The sequence below is a fragment of the Priestia sp. RMT2NF4 genome, assembly GCF_047872835.1.
GTDB lineage: Bacteria > Bacillota > Bacilli > Bacillales > Bacillaceae_H > Priestia > Priestia zanthoxyli.
In genome coordinates this window covers 1438147-1456690 of sequence record NZ_JBLQZO010000001.1, presented here as the reverse complement: position 1 = coordinate 1456690, position 18544 = coordinate 1438147, and the positions used below count along the sequence as shown (strand labels likewise).

27 protein-coding genes are annotated in these 18544 nt (G+C 38.2%); 20 read left to right on the top strand and 7 right to left on the bottom strand.

Annotation, left to right across the window (positions count from 1 at the left end; translation table 11 throughout):
* Positions 1-132 precede the first annotated feature (132 nt).
* Positions 133-282, top strand: coding sequence for a hypothetical protein (locus ACMX9J_RS07735; RefSeq protein WP_013058052.1), 150 nt, complete (start codon positions 133-135; stop codon positions 280-282).
* A 77-nt stretch (positions 283-359) separates the two neighbouring features.
* Here ACMX9J_RS07735 and bglA read toward each other — a convergent pair whose 3' ends face one another.
* Positions 360-1799 carry a 6-phospho-beta-glucosidase BglA gene (gene bglA / locus ACMX9J_RS07730; protein ID WP_033580273.1) on the bottom strand — a complete coding sequence of 480 codons (1440 nt, stop codon included), beginning with the start codon at positions 1797-1799 and terminating at the stop codon, positions 360-362.
* A gap of 285 nt (positions 1800-2084) precedes the next feature.
* Between bglA and ACMX9J_RS07725 the strand changes: the two genes are divergently transcribed.
* The 5 genes from ACMX9J_RS07725 to ACMX9J_RS07705 all read left to right on the top strand — a co-directional run bounded on the left by ACMX9J_RS07725 (position 2085) and on the right by ACMX9J_RS07705 (position 5308).
* Positions 2085-2795 (top strand): GntR family transcriptional regulator, encoded by a 711-nt coding sequence (locus ACMX9J_RS07725; RefSeq protein ID WP_033580274.1) that lies wholly within the window; start codon positions 2085-2087, stop codon positions 2793-2795.
* Between the two features lie 169 nt (positions 2796-2964).
* Positions 2965-3147, top strand: coding sequence for a hypothetical protein (locus ACMX9J_RS07720; protein WP_230624696.1), 183 nt, complete (start codon positions 2965-2967; stop codon positions 3145-3147).
* A 23-nt stretch (positions 3148-3170) separates the two neighbouring features.
* Positions 3171-3662, top strand: coding sequence for a GNAT family N-acetyltransferase (locus ACMX9J_RS07715; protein WP_221817618.1), 492 nt, complete (start codon positions 3171-3173; stop codon positions 3660-3662).
* 180 nt (positions 3663-3842) lie between these two features.
* Complete coding sequence (fabI, locus tag ACMX9J_RS07710; protein ID WP_014459159.1) at positions 3843-4622, top strand: enoyl-ACP reductase FabI; 780 nt, start codon at positions 3843-3845, stop codon at positions 4620-4622.
* Positions 4623-4771: 149 nt separating this feature from the next.
* Complete coding sequence (locus tag ACMX9J_RS07705) at positions 4772-5308, top strand: hypothetical protein (protein WP_416225599.1); 537 nt, start codon at positions 4772-4774, stop codon at positions 5306-5308.
* Between the two features lie 107 nt (positions 5309-5415).
* Here ACMX9J_RS07705 and ACMX9J_RS07700 read toward each other — a convergent pair whose 3' ends face one another.
* The gene (locus ACMX9J_RS07700; RefSeq protein WP_028414570.1) at positions 5416-5634 is read right to left on the bottom strand and encodes a hypothetical protein; all 219 of its coding nucleotides are present in this window, start codon (positions 5632-5634) and stop codon (positions 5416-5418) included.
* A gap of 158 nt (positions 5635-5792) precedes the next feature.
* On the opposite strand from ACMX9J_RS07700, the gene ACMX9J_RS07695 reads away from it, so the two are divergent.
* The 11 genes from ACMX9J_RS07695 to ACMX9J_RS07645 all read left to right on the top strand — a co-directional run bounded on the left by ACMX9J_RS07695 (position 5793) and on the right by ACMX9J_RS07645 (position 11508).
* Entirely contained in the window at positions 5793-6110 is a 318-nt protein-coding gene (locus ACMX9J_RS07695) for a hypothetical protein (protein ID WP_045290693.1), read from the top strand.
* Between the two features lie 344 nt (positions 6111-6454).
* Positions 6455-6814: a hypothetical protein gene (locus tag ACMX9J_RS07690; protein ID WP_047750421.1), complete on the top strand. Its 360-nt coding sequence runs from the start codon at positions 6455-6457 to the stop codon at positions 6812-6814.
* The gene (locus ACMX9J_RS07685) at positions 6804-7064 is read left to right on the top strand and encodes a metal-sensitive transcriptional regulator (RefSeq protein ID WP_033580279.1); all 261 of its coding nucleotides are present in this window, start codon (positions 6804-6806) and stop codon (positions 7062-7064) included. The genes ACMX9J_RS07690 and ACMX9J_RS07685 overlap by 11 nt, the downstream gene beginning before the upstream one ends.
* A gap of 91 nt (positions 7065-7155) precedes the next feature.
* Positions 7156-7383: a sulfurtransferase TusA family protein gene (locus ACMX9J_RS07680; RefSeq protein WP_028414566.1), complete on the top strand. Its 228-nt coding sequence runs from the start codon at positions 7156-7158 to the stop codon at positions 7381-7383.
* 46 nt (positions 7384-7429) lie between these two features.
* Positions 7430-7912 carry a DsrE/DsrF/DrsH-like family protein gene (locus ACMX9J_RS07675; RefSeq protein WP_013058040.1) on the top strand — a complete coding sequence of 161 codons (483 nt, stop codon included), beginning with the start codon at positions 7430-7432 and terminating at the stop codon, positions 7910-7912.
* 27 nt (positions 7913-7939) lie between these two features.
* Positions 7940-8296, top strand: coding sequence for a rhodanese-like domain-containing protein (locus ACMX9J_RS07670; RefSeq protein ID WP_416225598.1), 357 nt, complete (start codon positions 7940-7942; stop codon positions 8294-8296).
* Positions 8297-8318: 22 nt separating this feature from the next.
* Entirely contained in the window at positions 8319-8615 is a 297-nt protein-coding gene (locus tag ACMX9J_RS07665) for a rhodanese-like domain-containing protein (RefSeq protein ID WP_033580281.1), read from the top strand.
* A 55-nt stretch (positions 8616-8670) separates the two neighbouring features.
* Positions 8671-9222 (top strand): sulfurtransferase TusA family protein, encoded by a 552-nt coding sequence (locus ACMX9J_RS07660; RefSeq protein ID WP_034263896.1) that lies wholly within the window; start codon positions 8671-8673, stop codon positions 9220-9222.
* A gap of 62 nt (positions 9223-9284) precedes the next feature.
* Entirely contained in the window at positions 9285-10412 is a 1128-nt protein-coding gene (locus ACMX9J_RS07655) for an MBL fold metallo-hydrolase (protein WP_416225597.1), read from the top strand.
* Between the two features lie 24 nt (positions 10413-10436).
* Positions 10437-10661, top strand: a complete 225-nt coding sequence (locus ACMX9J_RS07650) for a sulfurtransferase TusA family protein (protein WP_216144668.1) — start codon at positions 10437-10439, stop codon at positions 10659-10661.
* Positions 10662-10731: 70 nt separating this feature from the next.
* Positions 10732-11508, top strand: a complete 777-nt coding sequence (locus tag ACMX9J_RS07645) for a sulfite exporter TauE/SafE family protein (RefSeq protein ID WP_416225596.1) — start codon at positions 10732-10734, stop codon at positions 11506-11508.
* A gap of 26 nt (positions 11509-11534) precedes the next feature.
* Here ACMX9J_RS07645 and ACMX9J_RS07640 read toward each other — a convergent pair whose 3' ends face one another.
* The 3 genes from ACMX9J_RS07640 to ACMX9J_RS07630 all read right to left on the bottom strand — a co-directional run bounded on the left by ACMX9J_RS07640 (position 11535) and on the right by ACMX9J_RS07630 (position 12673).
* Positions 11535-11711, bottom strand: coding sequence for a hypothetical protein (locus ACMX9J_RS07640; protein WP_221816836.1), 177 nt, complete (start codon positions 11709-11711; stop codon positions 11535-11537).
* Positions 11712-11806: 95 nt separating this feature from the next.
* Positions 11807-12346: a DUF2812 domain-containing protein gene (locus ACMX9J_RS07635; protein WP_098627576.1), complete on the bottom strand. Its 540-nt coding sequence runs from the start codon at positions 12344-12346 to the stop codon at positions 11807-11809.
* The gene (locus tag ACMX9J_RS07630) at positions 12347-12673 is read right to left on the bottom strand and encodes a PadR family transcriptional regulator (RefSeq protein ID WP_063247412.1); all 327 of its coding nucleotides are present in this window, start codon (positions 12671-12673) and stop codon (positions 12347-12349) included.
* 518 nt (positions 12674-13191) lie between these two features.
* On the opposite strand from ACMX9J_RS07630, the gene ACMX9J_RS07625 reads away from it, so the two are divergent.
* The 3 genes from ACMX9J_RS07625 to ACMX9J_RS07615 all read left to right on the top strand — a co-directional run bounded on the left by ACMX9J_RS07625 (position 13192) and on the right by ACMX9J_RS07615 (position 15725).
* Positions 13192-14394 carry a PLP-dependent aminotransferase family protein gene (locus ACMX9J_RS07625; RefSeq protein ID WP_049165619.1) on the top strand — a complete coding sequence of 401 codons (1203 nt, stop codon included), beginning with the start codon at positions 13192-13194 and terminating at the stop codon, positions 14392-14394.
* Positions 14395-14400: 6 nt separating this feature from the next.
* Positions 14401-15003, top strand: coding sequence for a dienelactone hydrolase family protein (locus ACMX9J_RS07620; RefSeq protein ID WP_416225595.1), 603 nt, complete (start codon positions 14401-14403; stop codon positions 15001-15003).
* Positions 15004-15110: 107 nt separating this feature from the next.
* Positions 15111-15725, top strand: coding sequence for a GNAT family N-acetyltransferase (locus ACMX9J_RS07615; RefSeq protein ID WP_416225594.1), 615 nt, complete (start codon positions 15111-15113; stop codon positions 15723-15725).
* Positions 15726-15773: 48 nt separating this feature from the next.
* On the opposite strand, the gene ACMX9J_RS07610 is transcribed toward ACMX9J_RS07615, so the two are convergent.
* Both ACMX9J_RS07610 and ACMX9J_RS07605 read right to left on the bottom strand, forming a co-directional pair.
* Positions 15774-17720 carry an FtsX-like permease family protein gene (locus ACMX9J_RS07610; protein ID WP_416225593.1) on the bottom strand — a complete coding sequence of 649 codons (1947 nt, stop codon included), beginning with the start codon at positions 17718-17720 and terminating at the stop codon, positions 15774-15776.
* Positions 17710-18471, bottom strand: coding sequence for an ABC transporter ATP-binding protein (locus ACMX9J_RS07605; protein WP_014459175.1), 762 nt, complete (start codon positions 18469-18471; stop codon positions 17710-17712). The genes ACMX9J_RS07610 and ACMX9J_RS07605 overlap by 11 nt, the downstream gene beginning before the upstream one ends.
* Positions 18472-18544 lie beyond the last annotated feature (73 nt).

Here is an 18544-nt window from a genome sequence, read left to right as displayed (position 1 = left end):
ATCTCTTTGTCTAGTTTCCTAAAAAGTGGGTAAAGTAAAGAAGAGTAAAAAGTAACCTCTATTAGGAGTTGCTTTGAACAGAAGCGCATCTAATGAATCGCATCAATCATAGCTTAAAGGAGAGGGCAGAGTATGTATGAATTTAGAGTGTATACTCTTCGAGATGGAAGCGAAAAGGTAATCAAAACGCTGAAACATGAATCGTTTGCTGATGAAATTCAACGAGCGGGAATTAAGCAAACAGAAATTGCGCAAACGCAGCTAGTAGATAAACCGAGATAACGTATTTGCATTTATTTTTACATTTAAAAAAGCCGGTTTCCTGTGTCTTCACGCAGGTACCCGGCTTTTCTGATTTCTTACAGTTCTTCACCGTTTGTTTCAATCACATGTTTATACCAGTTAAAAGAATCTTTTTTGTAGCGTTTCATCGATCCGTTTCCTTCGTTGTCACGGTCGACATAAATCATCCCGTATCGTTTTTTCATTTCGCCTGTTGTAAAGGAAACAATATCAATAATTCCCCACGGCGTGTAGCCCATTAAATCAACACCATCGTACGTTACAGCTTTTTCTAACGCTTCGATGTGCGATTTTAAATATTCAATTCGCGATGCGTCATGAATGGAACCGTCTGCTTCAACCGTATCGATGGCGCCAAATCCGTTTTCTACAATGAATAGCGGAATTTGATAGCGGTCGTAGAAACGATTTAACGTATAGCGCAAGCCCGTTGGATCGATCGACCAGCCCCAATCGCTTGATTTGATATAAGGGTTTGCTACGCCGTTTGGCAAGCCGCCGTTTACGATATCACCCGTGTTATCAGCTTCAACGTCGCTTTTAACCGTTGTGGACATGTAATAGCTGAAGCCTAAATAATCGACTTTTCCGTTTCGTAAAATTTCTTCGTCGCCTTCTTCAAACGGAATATGATAGCCTTCTCGTTCAAATTCTTTTAACGCGTAGCTCGGGTAATAGCCGCGAACTTGAACGTCAGGGAAGAAGTAGCGCTGTCTCATTGTTTCTTCTGCTAACATCACGTCTTCAGGGTTTGAAGAATACGGATAAATTGGCACATGTGACACCATTGCTCCGATTTGGAAATCTGGATTAATTTCTTTTCCTTTTGATACGGCAAGAGCGCTTGCTAAAAGTTCATGATGTCCCGCTTGATACATCACTTCTTTTGCATTTTCACCAGGCTTTACAGAAACGCCTGAGTTCGTCCATAGAAATAGAGGATTGTTTACGTCCATTTTATTGTTGATTTCATTAAACGTCATCCAGTACGTGACTTTGTCTTTGTAGCGGTCGAAACAAACTTCAGCGAATTTCACAAAGCAATCTACCACTTTTCGGCTTCTAAATCCGCCGTATTCTCGAGCTAAATGCAGAGGCATTTCAAAGTGAGACAGCGTAATAACCGGTTCAATCCCGTGCTTTAACAGTTCATCAAATACATCGTCGTAAAATTTTAGTCCTTCTTCGTTTGGCTCAGCTTCATCGCCTTTAGGGAAAATACGGCTCCAGCCGATAGACGTTCGCAAACATTTTAAGCCCATTTCTGCAAACAGTGCGATATCTTCTTTGTAGCGGTGATAAAAATCAATCGCTTCGTGATTTGGATAAAATTTATCATCTTCCACTGTTTCAGTGATTTGTCGCGGTACACCGTGCGCACCTGCAGTCATAACGTCTACTACGCTCGGTCCTTTTCCGCCTTGATTCCATCCACCTTCAAATTGATGAGCTGCTAATGCGCCGCCCCATAAAAAATCTTTTGGCATCTTTGTCATTGTTAGTTCCTCCTTATTTCACTACGGTAAATAATGTTTGATTCAGTCCGCTATTCTTAATATCTTCAACGATTACTTCTCGATAATCGCTTGAATGTGTGATAATAACCGGTGTGATTGTTAACACCCTTGTTGAGTATACGCTTTCAGTATAATTGTACCGATACAATTTATCAATACCCAAATAAAATAATAATCAATAAATAATTTAAGTTTATGGGTTGGAGTTAGATTATGGTATAATCGTGTTATTCTTGAGACAAATATCAGTAAAGAGGTATAGCTATGATCAAATACCAACAAATTGCAATTGAAATTGAAACCTATATTGAAGAACACAAGCTTCAGCAAGGAGACAAGCTGCCGGTATTAGAAACGCTGATGGCACAGTTTAAGGCGAGCAAAAGCACCGTAACAAAAGCCTTAGATCTGCTGGAGAAAAAAGGCGTTGTTTTTCAAGTAAGAGGAAGCGGCATTTTTGTCCGTCGTCATAAACGAAAAGGATATATTGGCTTGCTTTCCAATCAAGGATTTACAAGTGAACTTGAAGATTTTCAGTTAACGTCGGAAGTAATTGAGCTAGATGTACGGAAACCGACACAAGAAGCGGCGTTAAATTTAAACATAGAAGAAAATAGCGACGTCTATTATGTAAAAAGAGTACGGTATATTAACGGCCAGACGCTTTGTCTGGAAGAATCGTTTTATAATAAATCCATCGTTACGTACTTAAATAACGAAATTGTTTCTCAGTCTATTTTTCATTACATTAAAGAAGGCCTTGGCTTAAAAATCGGGTTTTCTGATCTATATCTTCACGTCGGCAAGCTGAACGAAGAAGAAGCAAAGTACTTAGGATTAAAAGAAGGCGATCCTAAATTATTTATTGAAACGCTCTTTCACTTAGCGAATGGCCAGCCGTTTGACTTTTCAAAAGTGACGTATAACTACGAACAGTCGCAGTTCTTTTTACAAGCAACAAGTCATGTTTTATAAAAAAGTGCCCGTCTCTCAATTACCAAGGAACGAGAGGCAGGCACTTTTTTTCATTTCTTTGATAAAAACATGAAAGAAGATAAAGGTTGTAATAAATAGGAAATTAATATACGGTAAAATGGTTACAGGGTTTATAGAAATAAGAAAATGAGGTGCGAAGTTGAAAAAGATGCTGAGTTATCTTATTCCAATGCTTTTTATGTTTGGTTTGCTTTCCATGAATTTATTTCAGCCGACTAAAGAGGATTTTATCGCTGTAGGTGTGATATCGATTCTTACAGGTGCCGTGATTGGTTTTGTAATAAACATAGGTTATGCAGTATTAAAAACAGTCAAAAATAAGATGGAGTAAATAGATTAGAGGCGGTGGAGGTTTTGAGTGAAAGTATTGTTATTCAGCCATATACGAGCAAGTATCAACAGCAAGTAGTGGATTTAATTCTTCCTATTCAGCAGCAAGAATATCACATTCCAATAACGGAAAAAGATCAGCCGGATTTATTTGAAATCGAGAGCTTCTATCAGCAGGGCAACGGAAACTTCTGGGTGGCTGTTTGCAACGAAAAAGTAGTAGGAAGCGTAGCTTTAATAGACATTGGCAGCCGCCAAGTAGCCCTGCGAAAAATGTTTGTAGCAAAGCCTTATAGAGGAGCAAGCTTCAAAACAGCTCACCGTTTATTGTATACAGCCATCGCGTGGGCAAAAGAGCAAGAAGTGGAAAGAATATACTTAGGAACGACATTGCAATATAGGGCTGCCCATCGCTTTTATGAGAAAAATGGATTTCAAGCTATAGAAAAAGAAAAGCTGCCTGCGAATTTCCCGGTGATGAACGTCGATAAAAAGTTTTATACATATGGGGTATAAGCAAACGGTTGTGGTCAGGAATGAACTCATTCTCATCTGCAGCCAAGTAAGAGGTCATTTATAGACCAAAAATGGATAATTCATAAGACATTTAGGAACTAAGCGCATCTTTATGCTATAATGAAGCTATACAATTACCTATTAGTCATCATCGATGACTAATTTTTTTTGGAGGATAATATGGAAGATTTATTACAATTAAAGAACAAGAACATCGTTATTATGGGAGTTGCCAACGACCGAAGTATTGCTTGGGGTGTTGCAAAAGCCCTTCATCAAGTAGGAGCAAACTTAATTTTTACATACCGTAAAGAACGTTCACTAGGAAAATTGAACAAGCTTTTAGAAAAAAATGAAATTCAAGCATCATTAATTGCTGAATGTGACGTAAACAGCGACGAAAGTATTGAAGCAGCGTTCAAAAAAATCGGAGAAGAAGCAGGTACAGTTCACGGAGTTATTCACTCTGTTGCGTTTGCTCACTCAGAAGATTTAAACGGCGAGTTCATTAATACATCAAGAAGCGGATATGCATTTGCTCAAGACACAAGCGCTTATTCATTTATCGCTGTAGCAAAAGCAGCAAAACCTCTTATGACAGAAGGCGGTTCTCTTGTAGCAATGAGCTATCTTGGTGCAGAGCGTGCAGTGGAAGGCTATAACGTAATGGGCGTAGCGAAAGCGGCACTTGAGTCTTCAGTAAAATACCTAGCATTAGACTTAGGAAAAGACAATATCCGAGTAAATGCGATTTCAGCAGGCCCAATTCGTACGCTTGCAGCAAAAGGCATTTCTGACTTTAACCAAATTCTTCACAAAGTTGAAGAAAAAGCACCTCTTAAGCGTAACGTAACGCAAGCAGAAGTTGGCGACATGACGGTTGTATTACTGAGCCATCTTTCACGCGGCGTAACAGGAGAAATCGTACACGTAGACGCTGGCTATAATATTGTAGGTTAATTGCAAAACACCTTCTCAAATGAGAAGGTGTTTTTTTGTGGGAAATTCAGAAATCTATCACTTCCTCTATTAAAAATTATGAGTCAAAGGACAAGCATCCAAGCATTTTTCCTGCGAATGAATAAAATAGATAGACACATAAAGAGAGGATGATTACGATTAAAAAAGATGATAAATATCATGTAGAAAGATCTTATTCTGCTAAGAAACATCACCATAGTTCTTGCCCACAAGACAAGCAAGGAAATACAAGAGACTCAGCATTTCGTGCTCTTAGCCTTACAAATCAACCCGTATCAGCAAACACTTCTGTAAAAGTTTCCTATCAGTTTAAACAATTTGACTTAGCGAATGAATATAACCCGGTTACATCCACTTTTCGTCCTAAAAAAGATGGCGTATATTCTCTTGTTGCTACAATTGGATTTCTTCCTAATGATACGACTGTCGATTATCGAGCGCGCGTAGAAATTCGTGTCAACGGTACGACGGTTATCGCGATTGATAACGATTTCTTTGGGGGAAACACTGTGTTTGTTAACGTGGTATCCGTTTCTACTATTTATAATTTAGAAAAAGGAGACCGAGTTGAAGTCTTCGCAGAAAGTAATGTTGACGGCACAATTGTCACAACAGAAAATGTGTCGCATTTCGAAGCAGCAAGATTTCCATCTCCTTCCGAATAAAGAGCTATATGCATCTTTTGGTGTAAAGAAGTCGAAAAAAACAAGTTTAATACAAGCTGACAAAGGAAGCAGACTTCTCATAAGAAATCTGCTTCTTTTGCTTATATTCATTTAAACGTTTCTTTTAGATTTTTCTCAGCTTTTTTCATAGGAAGGTAAAGGAATACGTGTAAAGAAAGACCAATCACGGCAGTAATATTAGCAATAAGGCTAATAATAAAAAATATCCATTCTATACTTCCAGATAAGTTTATGCTTCCGCTTATAAGAGAAGAGCTTACTCCTATAAGTAAGATAGCCATTAATAAAGGTAAGTTTTTAACCAATTGAAATCCTCCTGGATGTTTTATATTGATATTACCATATACAAACAAAAGTGTTATGTAATTCATAATTAATCAAACGCCTATATATTTTAAAATAGATAAGCTCTAAATCCCAACATGAACATATGATGTGGCAAAGGAAAAGGAGTTGAAGAAACATGCATCAAGGACAGCAACATTATATTCCATGGGAACAATGGCATCACCAGCATCCTCAAGGCACGTGGAATCAATGGCATCAGCAACATCCTCATGTACCTTGGGAGCAGTGGCATAAACAGTATCCGCACGGCACATGGAATCAATGGCATCAACAACATCCATACACACCTTGGAATCAGTGGCATCAGCAGTATCCGCACGGTTCGTGGAATCAGTGGCATCAGCAAAATCCATATGTGCCATGGAATCAGTGGCACCAGCAGCATCCACACAGTTCATGGAATCAATGGCATAATATTTATCATCAAAGCTAATCAGCTTTTTAACACAAAAGGTCCAGTTCCTAAGGAGAACTGGACCTTTTGTGCGCAGATGATCAATGGGGCAGTAAGCTTATTTTTTAGTCATTTATATGAGCACAGGTGATGCATGAAAACGGAAAAGTATGTTTGATCTATAGGGGAGGGGGTACACACAATAAAGCAGGTTAAAGAAAACATTCATAATTCCTAAACTGTATAAAGTGGATTGGCTCGTATGAAAGGATCCATGTAAATCAGCAAAATTAACTATAATTTTCTCGCTTGACAATATACCTGTAGGGGTATAATATAGAGCGTGTAAACAACATCAATTCAATAGCAAGGCGGTGATTGTTATGCTTTATATAGCAGTATTGTTGCTTGCTATTTTATTTATTGCATACAGACGTTATTATCCTGTTAAAGGAATACAGTGCATACGGGAATCTGAAGCAAAAGAACTTGGGCGAACGGTTGTAGATATTCGTCATTATCATGAAGTTCATGATTCGATTAGTATAGTTATTCCGTATGCGTATCTCAAACGCTTTTATTCAGAAATTCCACAGGGCAGCGTTCATCTGATTGCCGGAGATAGAGTGGAGTTAAATTTAGGCGTACGGTTCTTACGAAAAAAAGGTTTTAAAGTACGCAGCTATGAGTTAGCAGCGTGTAAAAGTAAAGGAAAGAAAGGGGTATTCGATTATGGAGTATAATCAACAAGTGAAAAATCGCATGCGCCGAATTGAAGGGCAGTTAAAAGGCGTGCTTAGCATGATGGAACAAGGAAAAGACTGCCGAGACGTCGTGACTCAATTATCTGCTGCAAGAAGTGCCATTGATCGCACAATGGGAGTTATTGTGAGCAGCAATCTTGAACAGTGCGTCAGAGAAAGCCTTCAGCAAGGAGAGCCAACGGAAGGGTTAGTGAAAGAAGCTGTACAGCTGTTAGTGAAAAGTCGTTAATCGTTGTCACCTTATTTAAGGTTGACGAATATCATTATTTAATATAATATACCCTTACAGGTATATGTATATAAAAGGAGAGATAAACACTATGAAAATTGATCAAGTTTTAGATGCAAAAGGATTAGCGTGTCCAATGCCAATCGTAAAAACAAAAAAAGCAATGGATACTTTAACAACAGGCCAAGTATTAGAAGTGCAAACGACAGATAAAGGTGCTAAAAGTGATCTAACAGCTTGGGCAAAATCAACAGGACACGAGCTTATTGATTTTAAAGAAGAAGGAAGCACATTTATCTTTTACATTCAAAAGAGCTAATTTTTTTAGAATTAAATATACCCCACAGGGTAATAGGAGGAACAACATGACTGAACAAAAGAAACGAACAACAATTGTATTATTTAGCGGTGATTATGACAAAGCGATGGCAGCTTATATTATTGCTAACGGAGCGGCTGCTTATGACCATGAAGTGACGATATTCCATACGTTTTGGGGATTGAATGCGCTTCGTAAAGAAGAAATGGTGCCGGTGAAAAAAGGATTTTTAGAAAAGATGTTTGGCAAAATGATGCCGCGCGGTGCGGATAAAATGGGCTTATCTAAAATGAACTTTGCAGGTATGGGACCTAAAATGATTAAAAATGTCATGAAAAAGCATAATGCTTTAACGCTGCCGCAGCTTATCGAAATGGCACAGGAACAAGACGTTAAGCTAGTAGCTTGTACAATGACGATGGATCTTCTAGGGTTACAGGAAAAAGAGCTGCTAGATAATATTGAATATGCAGGCGTAGCGGCGTATTTAGCCGACGCAGAAGACGGAAACGTAAACTTATTCATCTAAAAGATAGCTCATGAAGCGAGGGTTAATATGATTATCAATGCGCTTATTATCGTTCTTCTGCTGTGGTTTTTATATCAGCGCTTCGCACCGGTAAAAGGTATTCAGCAAATAGCCACAACGGAGTTAAAAGCAAAGTTAAAAAATAAAAATAACCAGTTTATCGATGTGCGAACACCACATGAATTTCGTACCAAACATATTAAAGGGTTTCGAAACATTCCTTTATCAGAATTGCCAGCGCAAACAGGTCAGCTTTCAAAAGACAGAGAGGTAGTCGTTATTTGTCAAAGCGGAATGAGAAGTATGAAAGCAAGTAAGCTGTTGAAAAAGCAAGGTTTTATATCCATTACCAACGTTAAAGGCGGCATGAATACGTGGAGATAAATCAAGAAGGAGGAGACGCAGAGTGAAGACAATAGCAGCACAAGAAGTAGAACACTTAGTAAAAAAACAAGAACAAATTCACATTTTAGACGTGCGTGAAGTAGAGGAAGTAAAAATAGGTAAAATACCAAATGCGTTAAATATTCCGCTTCCTTTATTGGAATTCCGTATGCATGAGTTAGATAAAGCAAAGAATTATATTGTTGTCTGTCGTTCTGGTGGCAGAAGCGGAATGGCAGCTCGTTTTCTGGAGCAGCAAGGCTACAGTGTAACGAATATGACCGGCGGCATGATGGAGTGGAAAGGGGAAACGGTCTAATTTTTTTAGATAAAAATATACCCCTACCAGTATTTAAACCAAGGAGGAAAAAGAAATGATGCAAGCAAACTTCGTATTAGATGCAAAAGGGTTAGCATGTCCAATGCCAATCGTAAGAACAAAGAAGAAAATGAATGAATTAGAAGCAGGTCAAGTGCTAGAAATTCAAGCAACGGATAAAGGCTCTACCGCTGACTTACAAGCGTGGGCAAAAAGCACAGGTCATGAGTATTTAGGTACCGAGGCAGCAGGTGACGTTCTTCACCACTTTCTTCGTAAAGGCGGAGCTGAAGAAAACGTAACGCCAATTCCTGAAATTTCATTAGAAGAATTTGCGAAAAAAGTAGAGAATGATGAACATCTTCACATTTTAGACGTTCGTGAAGTAGAAGAATACGATGAAGCTCATATTCCAGGCGTGGTTCATATTCCGCTTGGTGAAGTAGAAAAACGTTTCAATGAGTTAAATAAAGAAGATGAAATTTATATTATTTGCCACTCTGGAAGACGAAGTGAAATGGCAGGCCAAACAATGAAAAAGCAAGGATTTAAACATTTAATTAACGTGGTTCCCGGTATGCGTGACTGGACGGGTAAAGTAGAATAACCAATCGATTATAATGGATTAAAAAATTTTGATAGTTCATATACCTAAGGAGGTATTTTAATATGACAGTACATGTACTTACTGCAAAAGAAGTTACATCTAAAATTATCAATAAAGAAGCGTTATTTATCTTGGACGTTCGTAACGAAAGTGATTTTAGCGATTGGAAAATTGAAGGTCATCAATTTCAGCATTTAAATGTTCCATACTTCGATCTTTTAGACGGAGTAGAAGAAATCTTAGAAAAAATCCCTTCTGATAAAGAAGTGTTAGTTGTCTGTGCTAAAGAAGGTTCATCCGTGATGGTAGCTGACATGCTTTCAGAAGCGGGTCTTACCGTATCGTACCTAAAAGGCGGTATGAAAGCATGGAGTGAATATTTAGAGCCTGTTAAAGTCGGCGATTTAAAAGACGGCGGAGAGATCTATCAGTTTGTTCGTATCGGTAAAGGATGCTTATCTTATATGATCGTATCAAACGGTGAAGCGGCTATTATTGACGCAACGCGTATGGCGGATGTGTATATCAACTTTGCCAAAGAGCTTGGTGTCACGGTTAAGCACGTGTTTGATACGCACCTTCATGCAGATCACATTTCAGGAGGAAGAGTCATTGCGGAAGCAACAAATGCAGCGTACTGGCTGCCTCCAAAAGATGCAGAAGAAGTGATGTTCGACTACAAGGCGTTAGAAGAAGGCAGTGATGTCGTAATTGGCAACACAACGATTACGATTCAGCCTCTTTATTCACCGGGTCATACGATTGGTTCCACTTCTTTTATCGTAGACGATCAATACTTGCTTTCAGGTGATATTTTGTTCATCGATTCAATTGGACGTCCTGATTTAGCTGGTATGGCTGAAGACTGGGTAGGCGATTTGCGCGAGACGCTTTATACACGCTATAAAGCATTGTCAGACGAGTTAATCGTATTGCCAGCTCATTTTATGATTATTGATGAGCTAAATGACAACGGCAGCGTAGCTGAAAAGTTAGGTACGTTGTTTGTGGAAAATCACGGATTAAATATTAAAGACGAAGCAGAGTTCAGACACTTAGTAACAGACAACTTACCGCCGCAGCCAAATGCGTATCAAGAAATTCGTGAAACCAACATGGGAAAAGTAAGCCCAGATGAAGAAAAACAGCGTGAAATGGAAATTGGACCAAACCGCTGTGCGATTCGCTAAAACCTAAACAAAGGAGAGAAAGAAATGGAATCAAATAAAGTACTAGATGCAAAAGGGCTGGCATGTCCAATGCCGATTGTTAAAACAAAAAAAGCAATGAATGAATTAGAAGCAGGTCAAGTGTTAGAAATTCACGCAACGGATAAAGGGGCAAAAAATGACCTTGCAGCCTGGGCAAGATCTGGCGGTCACGAGCTTCTTCATACAGAAGAAGGCGACGTTCTTAAATTTTGGATTAAAAAAGGATAAGAAATAATAGACGAAAAGGGTATCTCTTGTAAAAGGTACCCTTTCCTTATATGAAACGGAGCGACTATAGATGGATCTTACATTTATCATCACGCTTTTTCTTATTGGATTTATTGGGTCGTTCATTTCCGGTATGGTCGGTATTGGCGGGTCTGTTATTAATTATCCGATGCTGTTATATATTCCTCCATTAGTAGGAGTAGGAGCATTAACGGCTCATCACGTCTCAGGTGCAGGAGCCATTCAAGTATTCTTTGCGACATTAGGCGGCGTATGGGCGTATCGAAAAAGCGGATTTTTAAACAAATCATTAATTTTATACATGGGCAGCAATATTCTAATTGGGAGCATGCTTGGAAGCTACCTCTCACATTATATGAGTGAACAAGGATTAAATGTTGTATATGGAGTTTTAGCTCTTATTGCGGTTATGATGATGTTTATTCCAAAGAAAAATGTAGATAAGATAAAAGAAGGCGAACTTCAATTCAATAAAGGGTTATCTTCTATTTTATCATTACTTATTGGAGCCGTAGCAGGCGTGTTAGGAGCAGGAGGAGCCTTTATTTTAGTTCCTGTGATGCTTGTGGTGCTTAAAATTCCAACTCGAATAACCATTGCAACTTCACTAGCCGTTACCTTTATTTCTTCCATTGGTTCAACGGTTGGAAAGCTGGTGACCCATCAAGTTCCATTTATACCGGCACTTATTTTAGTTGCGGCAAGTTTAATTGCCTCTCCAGTCGGTGCAAAAGTTGGTCAGAAAATGAATACAAAAGTGCTTCAGTGGATCCTTGCCGGTTTGATTTTAGCAACGGCAATTAAGATTTGGTGGGGGCTACTATAAAAAGCTATGGATTCCCATAGCTTTTTTTATAGCACTTCATCACTTTCCACATACGTTTCAAGCGCAGGATGAAATTCTTTTTGGTAGTGGTTAGACGGACACACTTTCACTATAGTCGCGTGAAGTGCATTAGATTTTGATGTATTTAACACTTGCTTACATTTTGGGCATCGTTCATTAAACAGAAAATGAAACCATTTCACTTTTCATCACTCCTGTACTAAAACCTTTAAGTCTTATCGAGTTAATAAGGATTATAAAGGGTTTTATACGGCAGGTCAATGAAAAGGGAATCTCTTTAGGTGTTACTAAGCTTTTTTAGCTTACGCTGATACGCAAGGTAAGGAAGTCCTGGAAATACTAAAATTACTGTTGAAATCGCTAATAAAATCTCGCTTATTGTACCTACTGCTTCCGGAAGCCAGCCGTATAAGCTCATAACGTCAAAAAGCAGCAGAAACACCATCGCGACAAGAATAGATAGAGCTGCTTTTCCTACAGAACGCTTTTCTCGTTCGTATCTGTCAATGATCGTTTCTACATCGGAATAAATAGGTTTTGTTCCCGGAGATGCGCTGAAAATATGCATAGCATGACCTGTTGAACAAACGTGCTGCCATCCGGCTTCTTTAAAAAGCAAAAAATATTCATCATCTGCATGTTCTTGAAAATCTAGTGAATATTGAAGCTCTTGAGCCTTTCCTTTTTTTAATGTATATCCAAAAAGAGCCCAACGGTCTAAAAGCCAGCCTTTTTTTGCATAGTCGCTGAGCTTTTGTAAATCTTCTTTTTCGGCAAAAGCAGTCCCGCCGCTCAGTATGTATTTTGTCTTTTTCATTTATAAACCTCCTAAAATATCTTCAGCGTGCTTAATCATTTCTTTGCGGCGCTGAATTTCTTTTTTTAAAAACTGAATTCCTTTTTCCGTTGCAACATACGTTTTCTTTTTGTCTTTGCTTTCGCCACAAAGCATGATTAACTCAGCTGCAAGAAGTTTTTTAATTGTAGTGTACATAGATGCAGGTCCAATCGAAAACTGTTGATTGGTCATATCTTCAATCGTTTTCATGATAAGATACCCGTGTTTTGCTTCTATGAGGGACACTAAGATGTAGTAAGACGTGTCGGTAAGTTCCCCCGTCTCTAATGAATCGTTTCGCGGCATATTCAACCTCCTTATATCATTAAACGATATATCGTTAATTAATATATATCATTTAATGATATAAATAGTCAATAGAAAATGTTAAATTTTAGGTTTATAATTGCGCCATGAACTTCTTTGATACATATATAAAAGGAATGATTTTGAAGAATCGTTTAGTGAGATAAATATATTTGTATAAAAAATTAAGAATTTGTAGAATTTATTGTTTATTTATTTGAATTTTATGTTATCCTTTTTAACATACATTAAATATAAGGCCACATTTATCGTACGACCTTTGAATTGTATTGCAGATAGGGAATAAGAAAATATATATTGAAAGGAGAAAGGGAGAGTCAGAGAGGACGCACATGCTAGTTGTCTGTTAAAAAGGCATCTTGCAAGCTGTAAAAGCTGCATAATCTCATGAATAGAAGCATCCGTCTTAATTTTTCTGACTATTCGAATAATTAGTTTTACCATTGAAAGTTTGAGTCACTGCAAAAGTTTAAAATCTAAAAAAGGAATGATCATCAATGAAAGATAAATTTGCCCAACGAGCTAGTCTTGTAAAATCCTCTGAAACGCGCGAAATTTTAAAAGTAACGGAACGACCAGAAGTGATTTCGTTTGCAGGAGGACTTCCAGCGCCGGAGCTATTTCCCGTTGAAGCAATGAACGATGCGTGCCGCGCCGTATTAAATGAAGACGGAGCCGCTTCGCTTCAATACAGTACAACTGAAGGGTATATTCCTTTACGAGAAGCCATTTCGACACGAATGAAGCATATCGGCATCGAGTCCGCTGTTTCAAACATTTTAATTACGTCCGGATCTCAGCAGGCAATCGATCTTACAGGAAGACTGTTTCTTAATGACGGAGACGTGGTAATCTGTGAAAGTCCAACGTACCTAGCAGCCATTAACGTCTTCAAATCTTACAATGCAACGTTTGTAGAAGTAGATATGGATGAAGACGGAATGATTATGGAAGAGCTGGAGAAAAAACTTCAAGAAAATCCGCATGCTAAATTTATCTATACAATTCCAGATTTTCAAAACCCTACAGGACGCACCTTAACGCGAGAAAGACGTCAGCGAATGATCGAGCTTGCGAATGCATACGACGTGCTGATTGTAGAAGACAATCCGTACGGAGGCGTACGATTTGCAGGAGAAACCCTTCCGCCCGTCAAGCATTTTGATACAGAAGGCAGAGTTATTTATATCAGCACATTCTCTAAAATCTTTGCACCAGGTCTTCGAATCGGCTGGGTGTGCGCAGATGAAGCTTTCATTGATAAGTACGTGGCGTTTAAACAAGTGGCTGACTTACATACCGACAGCTTTGCTCAGCGCGTAACGGCTAAGTACATGGAGCTTTACGATATCGAAGAGCACATTCAAAAAATCAAAGCCGTATACAAAGAGCGATGTACGCAAATGTTATCGTGCATTGAAGAATTTTTCCCAGAGAATTTGTCTTACAGTAAGCCAGAAGGCGGATTGTTTATTTGGGTGGAACTGCCCCAAGGAATCGATTCAGCACATATCTTTTCAGAATGTCTAAAAAATAACGTAGCCTGCGTGCCGGGAACTCCTTTCTTTCCAAACGGTACAAGAAACAACGCGCTGCGCTTGAATTACTCGAATATGTCTGCGGAGCAAATCGTAGAAGGCATGAAGCGCATGGGAGACGTATTGCACCGTGAACTGGCGAGAGAAACGACTGTTTTGTAAAAAGGTATGGAAAAGCCAAATAAAGCCATTTTATTAATTCATGAAATATACGGTGTGAACGATCATATGAAGTTTATGAAAGAGAAATTGTCTAAGTTAGAGGCAGATATTATCTGCCCTAACTTATTATCTAGAGACATTCCTTATAGTTATGAAGAAGAAGGAATGGCTTATCAGAACTTTGTTCAAAACATTGGGATTGACGAGGGTTCAAAACAAATTACTAACATGTTAATTCAGCTAAAACAAGAATATGAAGAAGTAGGGATCATGGGATTTAGTGTAGGAGCCACAATATCGTGGCTATGCAGTGAAAACAATTTGTGTGACTTTGTGATTGGCTGTTACGGATCGCGCATTAGAGACTATATAAATAGACGTCCTGTGTGTCCAACTCTTCTTATTTTTCCCGCTGAAGAGCAAACATTTGATGTAGACTGTTTAATAAACTCACTAGAGCAAAAAAGAGAGCCGCTTTTGGAAATCAAAAAGTTTTATGGATTTCATGGGTTTATGAATCCTTTTTCACAAACCTTTAATAAAGAATCAGCGGACGAAGCCTTCCAAACAGTAAGTGACTTTCTCGAAAAGCACTTAGCTGATCACTAGCTATACACGCTGAAAGTGATACCTTGCAATAAGCAGAAACTGACCCTTTTTCAATACGTATACCTGTATTAACATTTTCTTTAAACGTATCAAAAAGGAGTGAGGTTATGCTAAAGTCAGTTGAACTTGTAGGAACAGCGGTAAAGCTAGTGCCGCTTGAAAAAATGTATGAGCAAGGACTCTATGAAGCTGCAAAACCGAAAGAAATTTGGGAGCATCTCCCGGTAAAAGTTCATCGTCTAAGTGATATGAAACAGCTGATTGAAAGTGCTTTAACAGCAAAGCAGGAAGGAAGAGAGCTGCCTTTTGCTGTATTTGATATAGAGTCACATTCAATTGTAGGAAGCACAAGATTTTTAGATATATCACTTCCTAACAAAAGCGTAGAAATAGGGTGGACGTGGTATCATCCATCCGTGTGGCGAACGCGAGTCAACACGGAGTGTAAGTATTTATTATTAAAATACTGTTTTGAAGAGCTGAAGTTTCACCGCGTTCAGTTCAAAACGGATGCGCGAAACAAGCGGTCTAGAGCGGCTATTAAACGGTTAGGTGCTACGCAAGAAGGCATTAGCAGAAAACATATGCTTTTACCAGATGGATACGTACGAGATTCGGTCATCTTCAGTATAATCGATGACGAATGGCCGTTTGTCAAAAAGCGGTTAGAAAATTTTTTGCATGCAGCCAGTGCGGAAAATAAAGAAAACGCCAGCAATTAATGGCATGTAAAGATAAAAAGCACAAGCTATAGCTTGTGCTTTTTATCTTTACAGAGCTTCTTTAATAATTTTTTTATAGTAAAGAACAGATAAAATACCAAAAATAGAGTAGAGGACCGTATAGATAATCATGACGATAATCATTGGCATCCAAAGTTCAGTTCCAAACAAAAACCAGCCGGATTGCACGGCAAAATAACTGTGAAGCAAGCCTACGATTAACGGTATGCCAAAATTAAAGAGCTGCTTTATTTTTATTCCGTTTAGTAAGTCTTTTTCGGTAAATCCTAGCTTTCTAAGAATCGTATAGTTTGGTTTTTCATCTTCACTTTCATCCATTTGCTTAAAGTATAGAATACACCCTGATGTGATTAAAAATGCCAGTCCTAGAAAAGCGACAATGAACATGATTAGACCCATAGTCTGCTTTTGGCTCCGCATCATATCCATACGGGAATCATTTAAGCTGTTATTGCTAAATTTCATTTCTCCGAAAAGCTCATTTGCTTTTTGTAAGTTATCTTCATTTGATATGTCCATTCCAGTGTAGACAGACGATTCTTTTTGAATAGAAGGGTCTGCATTCTGTTTAAGCTCATTAAATACAGCATCATCTACAATGGCAGTAGGCAAACCGCCCCCGGTAAAATAAATAGGTAGAAGAAATTCTCGATTTAATCCTACATACTTTTGGGAAATTACTTTTTTCTTTCCTTTTAACTCAATTTGTCCCGAATCTTTAAATGCCATTGTTTTTTGAAGCATATTATTATAGCCGGTAAACAAGGTTTCGTTTTGAGCTAGATTTAAGCCATTAACTGATTTTTCACTAATCATCGGAATCGTCATAGCAGATGAGTCGACCATTGGACTTTTTAGTTCATGTTCTAAGATGCTTTTTACGTTTGCTTTTACTTGGATGACGTCGATCTTTTTTTCCGTATATGCTATTTTCTTTTGATCCAGCGCGGCTTTAAATGAAGCAGCGTCTTTTGTATTATTGATAGCAAAATCGTTAGGTACATAGTCTCCAGCCGACTTTTCAGCAGAGTAATAGGAAATGTAGCTCAAACATAAAAAACCGATAGCCAGAGCCGATACGGTTGTAATAACCGTCAGCAACAGTGCATTTGATTTCATGCGAAACATAATGGAAGAAAGAGATAATACATTGTTAATCGATAAATAGCCTTTTTTGCTTTTACGCATCAGATTTAATAAAAAGCGAACTGAGCCTTTATAAAACAAATAGGTTCCGATGATAACCGAAGCTAAAATAGATACCATTGCGATGGACAAAGCATTCATGCTTGTAAAAGATCCGTCAAACAATTTAGCAGAAATATAGTAGCCGGAAGCAATAAAGATCATGCCAAGAATTCCAATAATAATTTCAAGAATACTGATTTTTTTTGTTTTGCTTTCTGTAGATGACGTAACGCGGAATAGGGCTAAAATGGTCTGTCGTTTAATAAAAAGATAGTTCATCGTCATGATTAACAAATAGATGACGCCGAACACAATCAGCGTTTGAATCAAGGCTTCTTCTGAAAAGTGAAGCTTGGCAATGCCTTTTGTATCGGTGATTTTAAACAAAATCATAATGACCGCTTTTGAAAACGAAAACCCAATTAAAATGCCGACAATCAGTGAGGCAAAATACAGCATAAAATTTTCAACGGTCAAAATACGGAAAATTTTTGTTTTGGTCATGCCAATTAGCTGAAATAAGCCAATTTCTTTACTGCGTCGCTTAATAAAAATCGTATTTGCATATAGTAGAAAGATAGAAACAATGGCTACAAGTAAAACAGAAGCGGCCCGAACCGCCGCGCCTCCTTTAATGGAGCCTTTGGTTGCATCAAGAGCAGGATCGTACTGAAGCGTGACAAAAGCAAAATATAAAGCTGCGCTGAAAACCAGTGCAAAAACGTACAAATAATAGTTTTTTACATTCTTTTTGAAGTTGCGGAAGACGAGCTGATTAATATTCATCTTGCACTCCGCCTAGTACACCTTGAGTTTTCATAATATCTTCAAAGAAGTCTTTTCGCGTTTGATCCCCTTTATACAGCTGCGTATAAATTTGTCCGTCTTTTATAAAGATCACTTTACTGCAGTAGCTGGCTGCCACTGGGTCATGCGTTACCATCACAATTGTTGCGCTTCTTTTGTCATTAAGCTCGGTCAGTTTGTTTAATAAATCGCTAGCTGCTTTTGAGTCAAGTGCACCGGTTGGTTCGTCAGCAAAAATCATACTTGGCTCATGAATAAAGGCTCTTGCAGCAGAAGTACGCTGCTTTTGTCCGCCCGAAATTTCATTTGGATATTTATCTTTGAGCTCATAGATGCCGAGCTGTTTGGCTAGCGCGTCAAATTTTTTGTGAGCTACTGCTGAAGGAGTTTTGACAACAGAAAGAGGCAAGAGGATATTTTCTTTGACTGTCAGTGTATCGAGCAAGTTATAGTCTTGAAAAATAAAGCCTAAATGTGTTTTTCGGAAGTTTGCTAACTGCTTTTCTTTCATTCTGCTAATTTCATTTCCTTCAATTTTGATGGTTCCGCCGTTGATTTTATCAATCGAGGAAAGCACGTTCAAAAGCGTGGTTTTACCTGAGCCGGAAGCCCCCATAATTCCTACAAATTCTCCTTTCATAATCGTAATATCTACACCTTTTAATACTTCTTGTTTATTAAATTTATTTCCGTAGCTTTTATGAATATTAGTTGCTTCTAATATGTTCATATGTATTCACTCCTTTAATCTGATACGTTTATTATAAAAAAAGAGCCTTGCGTTTTCCTTTGATTCACCGAAC

What these genes read in the sequence shown, in the direction of transcription:
- ACMX9J_RS07675 (WP_013058040.1), top strand. Translation starts at nt 7,430, where the DNA reads ATGACTGAACAAAAGAAACGAACAACAATTGTATTATTTAGCGGTGAT.
- ACMX9J_RS07690 (WP_047750421.1), top strand. Translation starts at nt 6,455, where the DNA reads ATGCTTTATATAGCAGTATTGTTGCTTGCTATTTTATTTATTGCATAC.
- ACMX9J_RS07635 (WP_098627576.1), bottom strand. Translation starts at nt 12,346, where the DNA reads ATGAAAAAGACAAAATACATACTGAGCGGCGGGACTGCTTTTGCCGAA.
- ACMX9J_RS07705 (WP_416225599.1), top strand. Translation starts at nt 4,772, where the DNA reads ATGATTACGATTAAAAAAGATGATAAATATCATGTAGAAAGATCTTAT.
- ACMX9J_RS07660 (WP_034263896.1), top strand. Translation starts at nt 8,671, where the DNA reads ATGATGCAAGCAAACTTCGTATTAGATGCAAAAGGGTTAGCATGTCCA.
- ACMX9J_RS07625 (WP_049165619.1), top strand. Translation starts at nt 13,192, where the DNA reads ATGAAAGATAAATTTGCCCAACGAGCTAGTCTTGTAAAATCCTCTGAA.
- ACMX9J_RS07720 (WP_230624696.1), top strand. Translation starts at nt 2,965, where the DNA reads ATGCTGAGTTATCTTATTCCAATGCTTTTTATGTTTGGTTTGCTTTCC.
- ACMX9J_RS07620 (WP_416225595.1), top strand. Translation starts at nt 14,401, where the DNA reads ATGGAAAAGCCAAATAAAGCCATTTTATTAATTCATGAAATATACGGT.
- ACMX9J_RS07615 (WP_416225594.1), top strand. Translation starts at nt 15,111, where the DNA reads ATGCTAAAGTCAGTTGAACTTGTAGGAACAGCGGTAAAGCTAGTGCCG.
- fabI (WP_014459159.1), top strand. Translation starts at nt 3,843, where the DNA reads ATGGAAGATTTATTACAATTAAAGAACAAGAACATCGTTATTATGGGA.
- bglA (WP_033580273.1), bottom strand. Translation starts at nt 1,799, where the DNA reads ATGACAAAGATGCCAAAAGATTTTTTATGGGGCGGCGCATTAGCAGCT.
- ACMX9J_RS07650 (WP_216144668.1), top strand. Translation starts at nt 10,437, where the DNA reads ATGGAATCAAATAAAGTACTAGATGCAAAAGGGCTGGCATGTCCAATG.
- ACMX9J_RS07605 (WP_014459175.1), bottom strand. Translation starts at nt 18,471, where the DNA reads ATGAACATATTAGAAGCAACTAATATTCATAAAAGCTACGGAAATAAA.
- ACMX9J_RS07725 (WP_033580274.1), top strand. Translation starts at nt 2,085, where the DNA reads ATGATCAAATACCAACAAATTGCAATTGAAATTGAAACCTATATTGAA.
- ACMX9J_RS07645 (WP_416225596.1), top strand. Translation starts at nt 10,732, where the DNA reads ATGGATCTTACATTTATCATCACGCTTTTTCTTATTGGATTTATTGGG.
- ACMX9J_RS07630 (WP_063247412.1), bottom strand. Translation starts at nt 12,673, where the DNA reads ATGCCGCGAAACGATTCATTAGAGACGGGGGAACTTACCGACACGTCT.
- ACMX9J_RS07685 (WP_033580279.1), top strand. Translation starts at nt 6,804, where the DNA reads ATGGAGTATAATCAACAAGTGAAAAATCGCATGCGCCGAATTGAAGGG.
- ACMX9J_RS07680 (WP_028414566.1), top strand. Translation starts at nt 7,156, where the DNA reads ATGAAAATTGATCAAGTTTTAGATGCAAAAGGATTAGCGTGTCCAATG.
- ACMX9J_RS07655 (WP_416225597.1), top strand. Translation starts at nt 9,285, where the DNA reads ATGACAGTACATGTACTTACTGCAAAAGAAGTTACATCTAAAATTATC.
- ACMX9J_RS07670 (WP_416225598.1), top strand. Translation starts at nt 7,940, where the DNA reads ATGATTATCAATGCGCTTATTATCGTTCTTCTGCTGTGGTTTTTATAT.
- ACMX9J_RS07735 (WP_013058052.1), top strand. Translation starts at nt 133, where the DNA reads ATGTATGAATTTAGAGTGTATACTCTTCGAGATGGAAGCGAAAAGGTA.
- ACMX9J_RS07610 (WP_416225593.1), bottom strand. Translation starts at nt 17,720, where the DNA reads ATGAATATTAATCAGCTCGTCTTCCGCAACTTCAAAAAGAATGTAAAA.
- ACMX9J_RS07695 (WP_045290693.1), top strand. Translation starts at nt 5,793, where the DNA reads ATGCATCAAGGACAGCAACATTATATTCCATGGGAACAATGGCATCAC.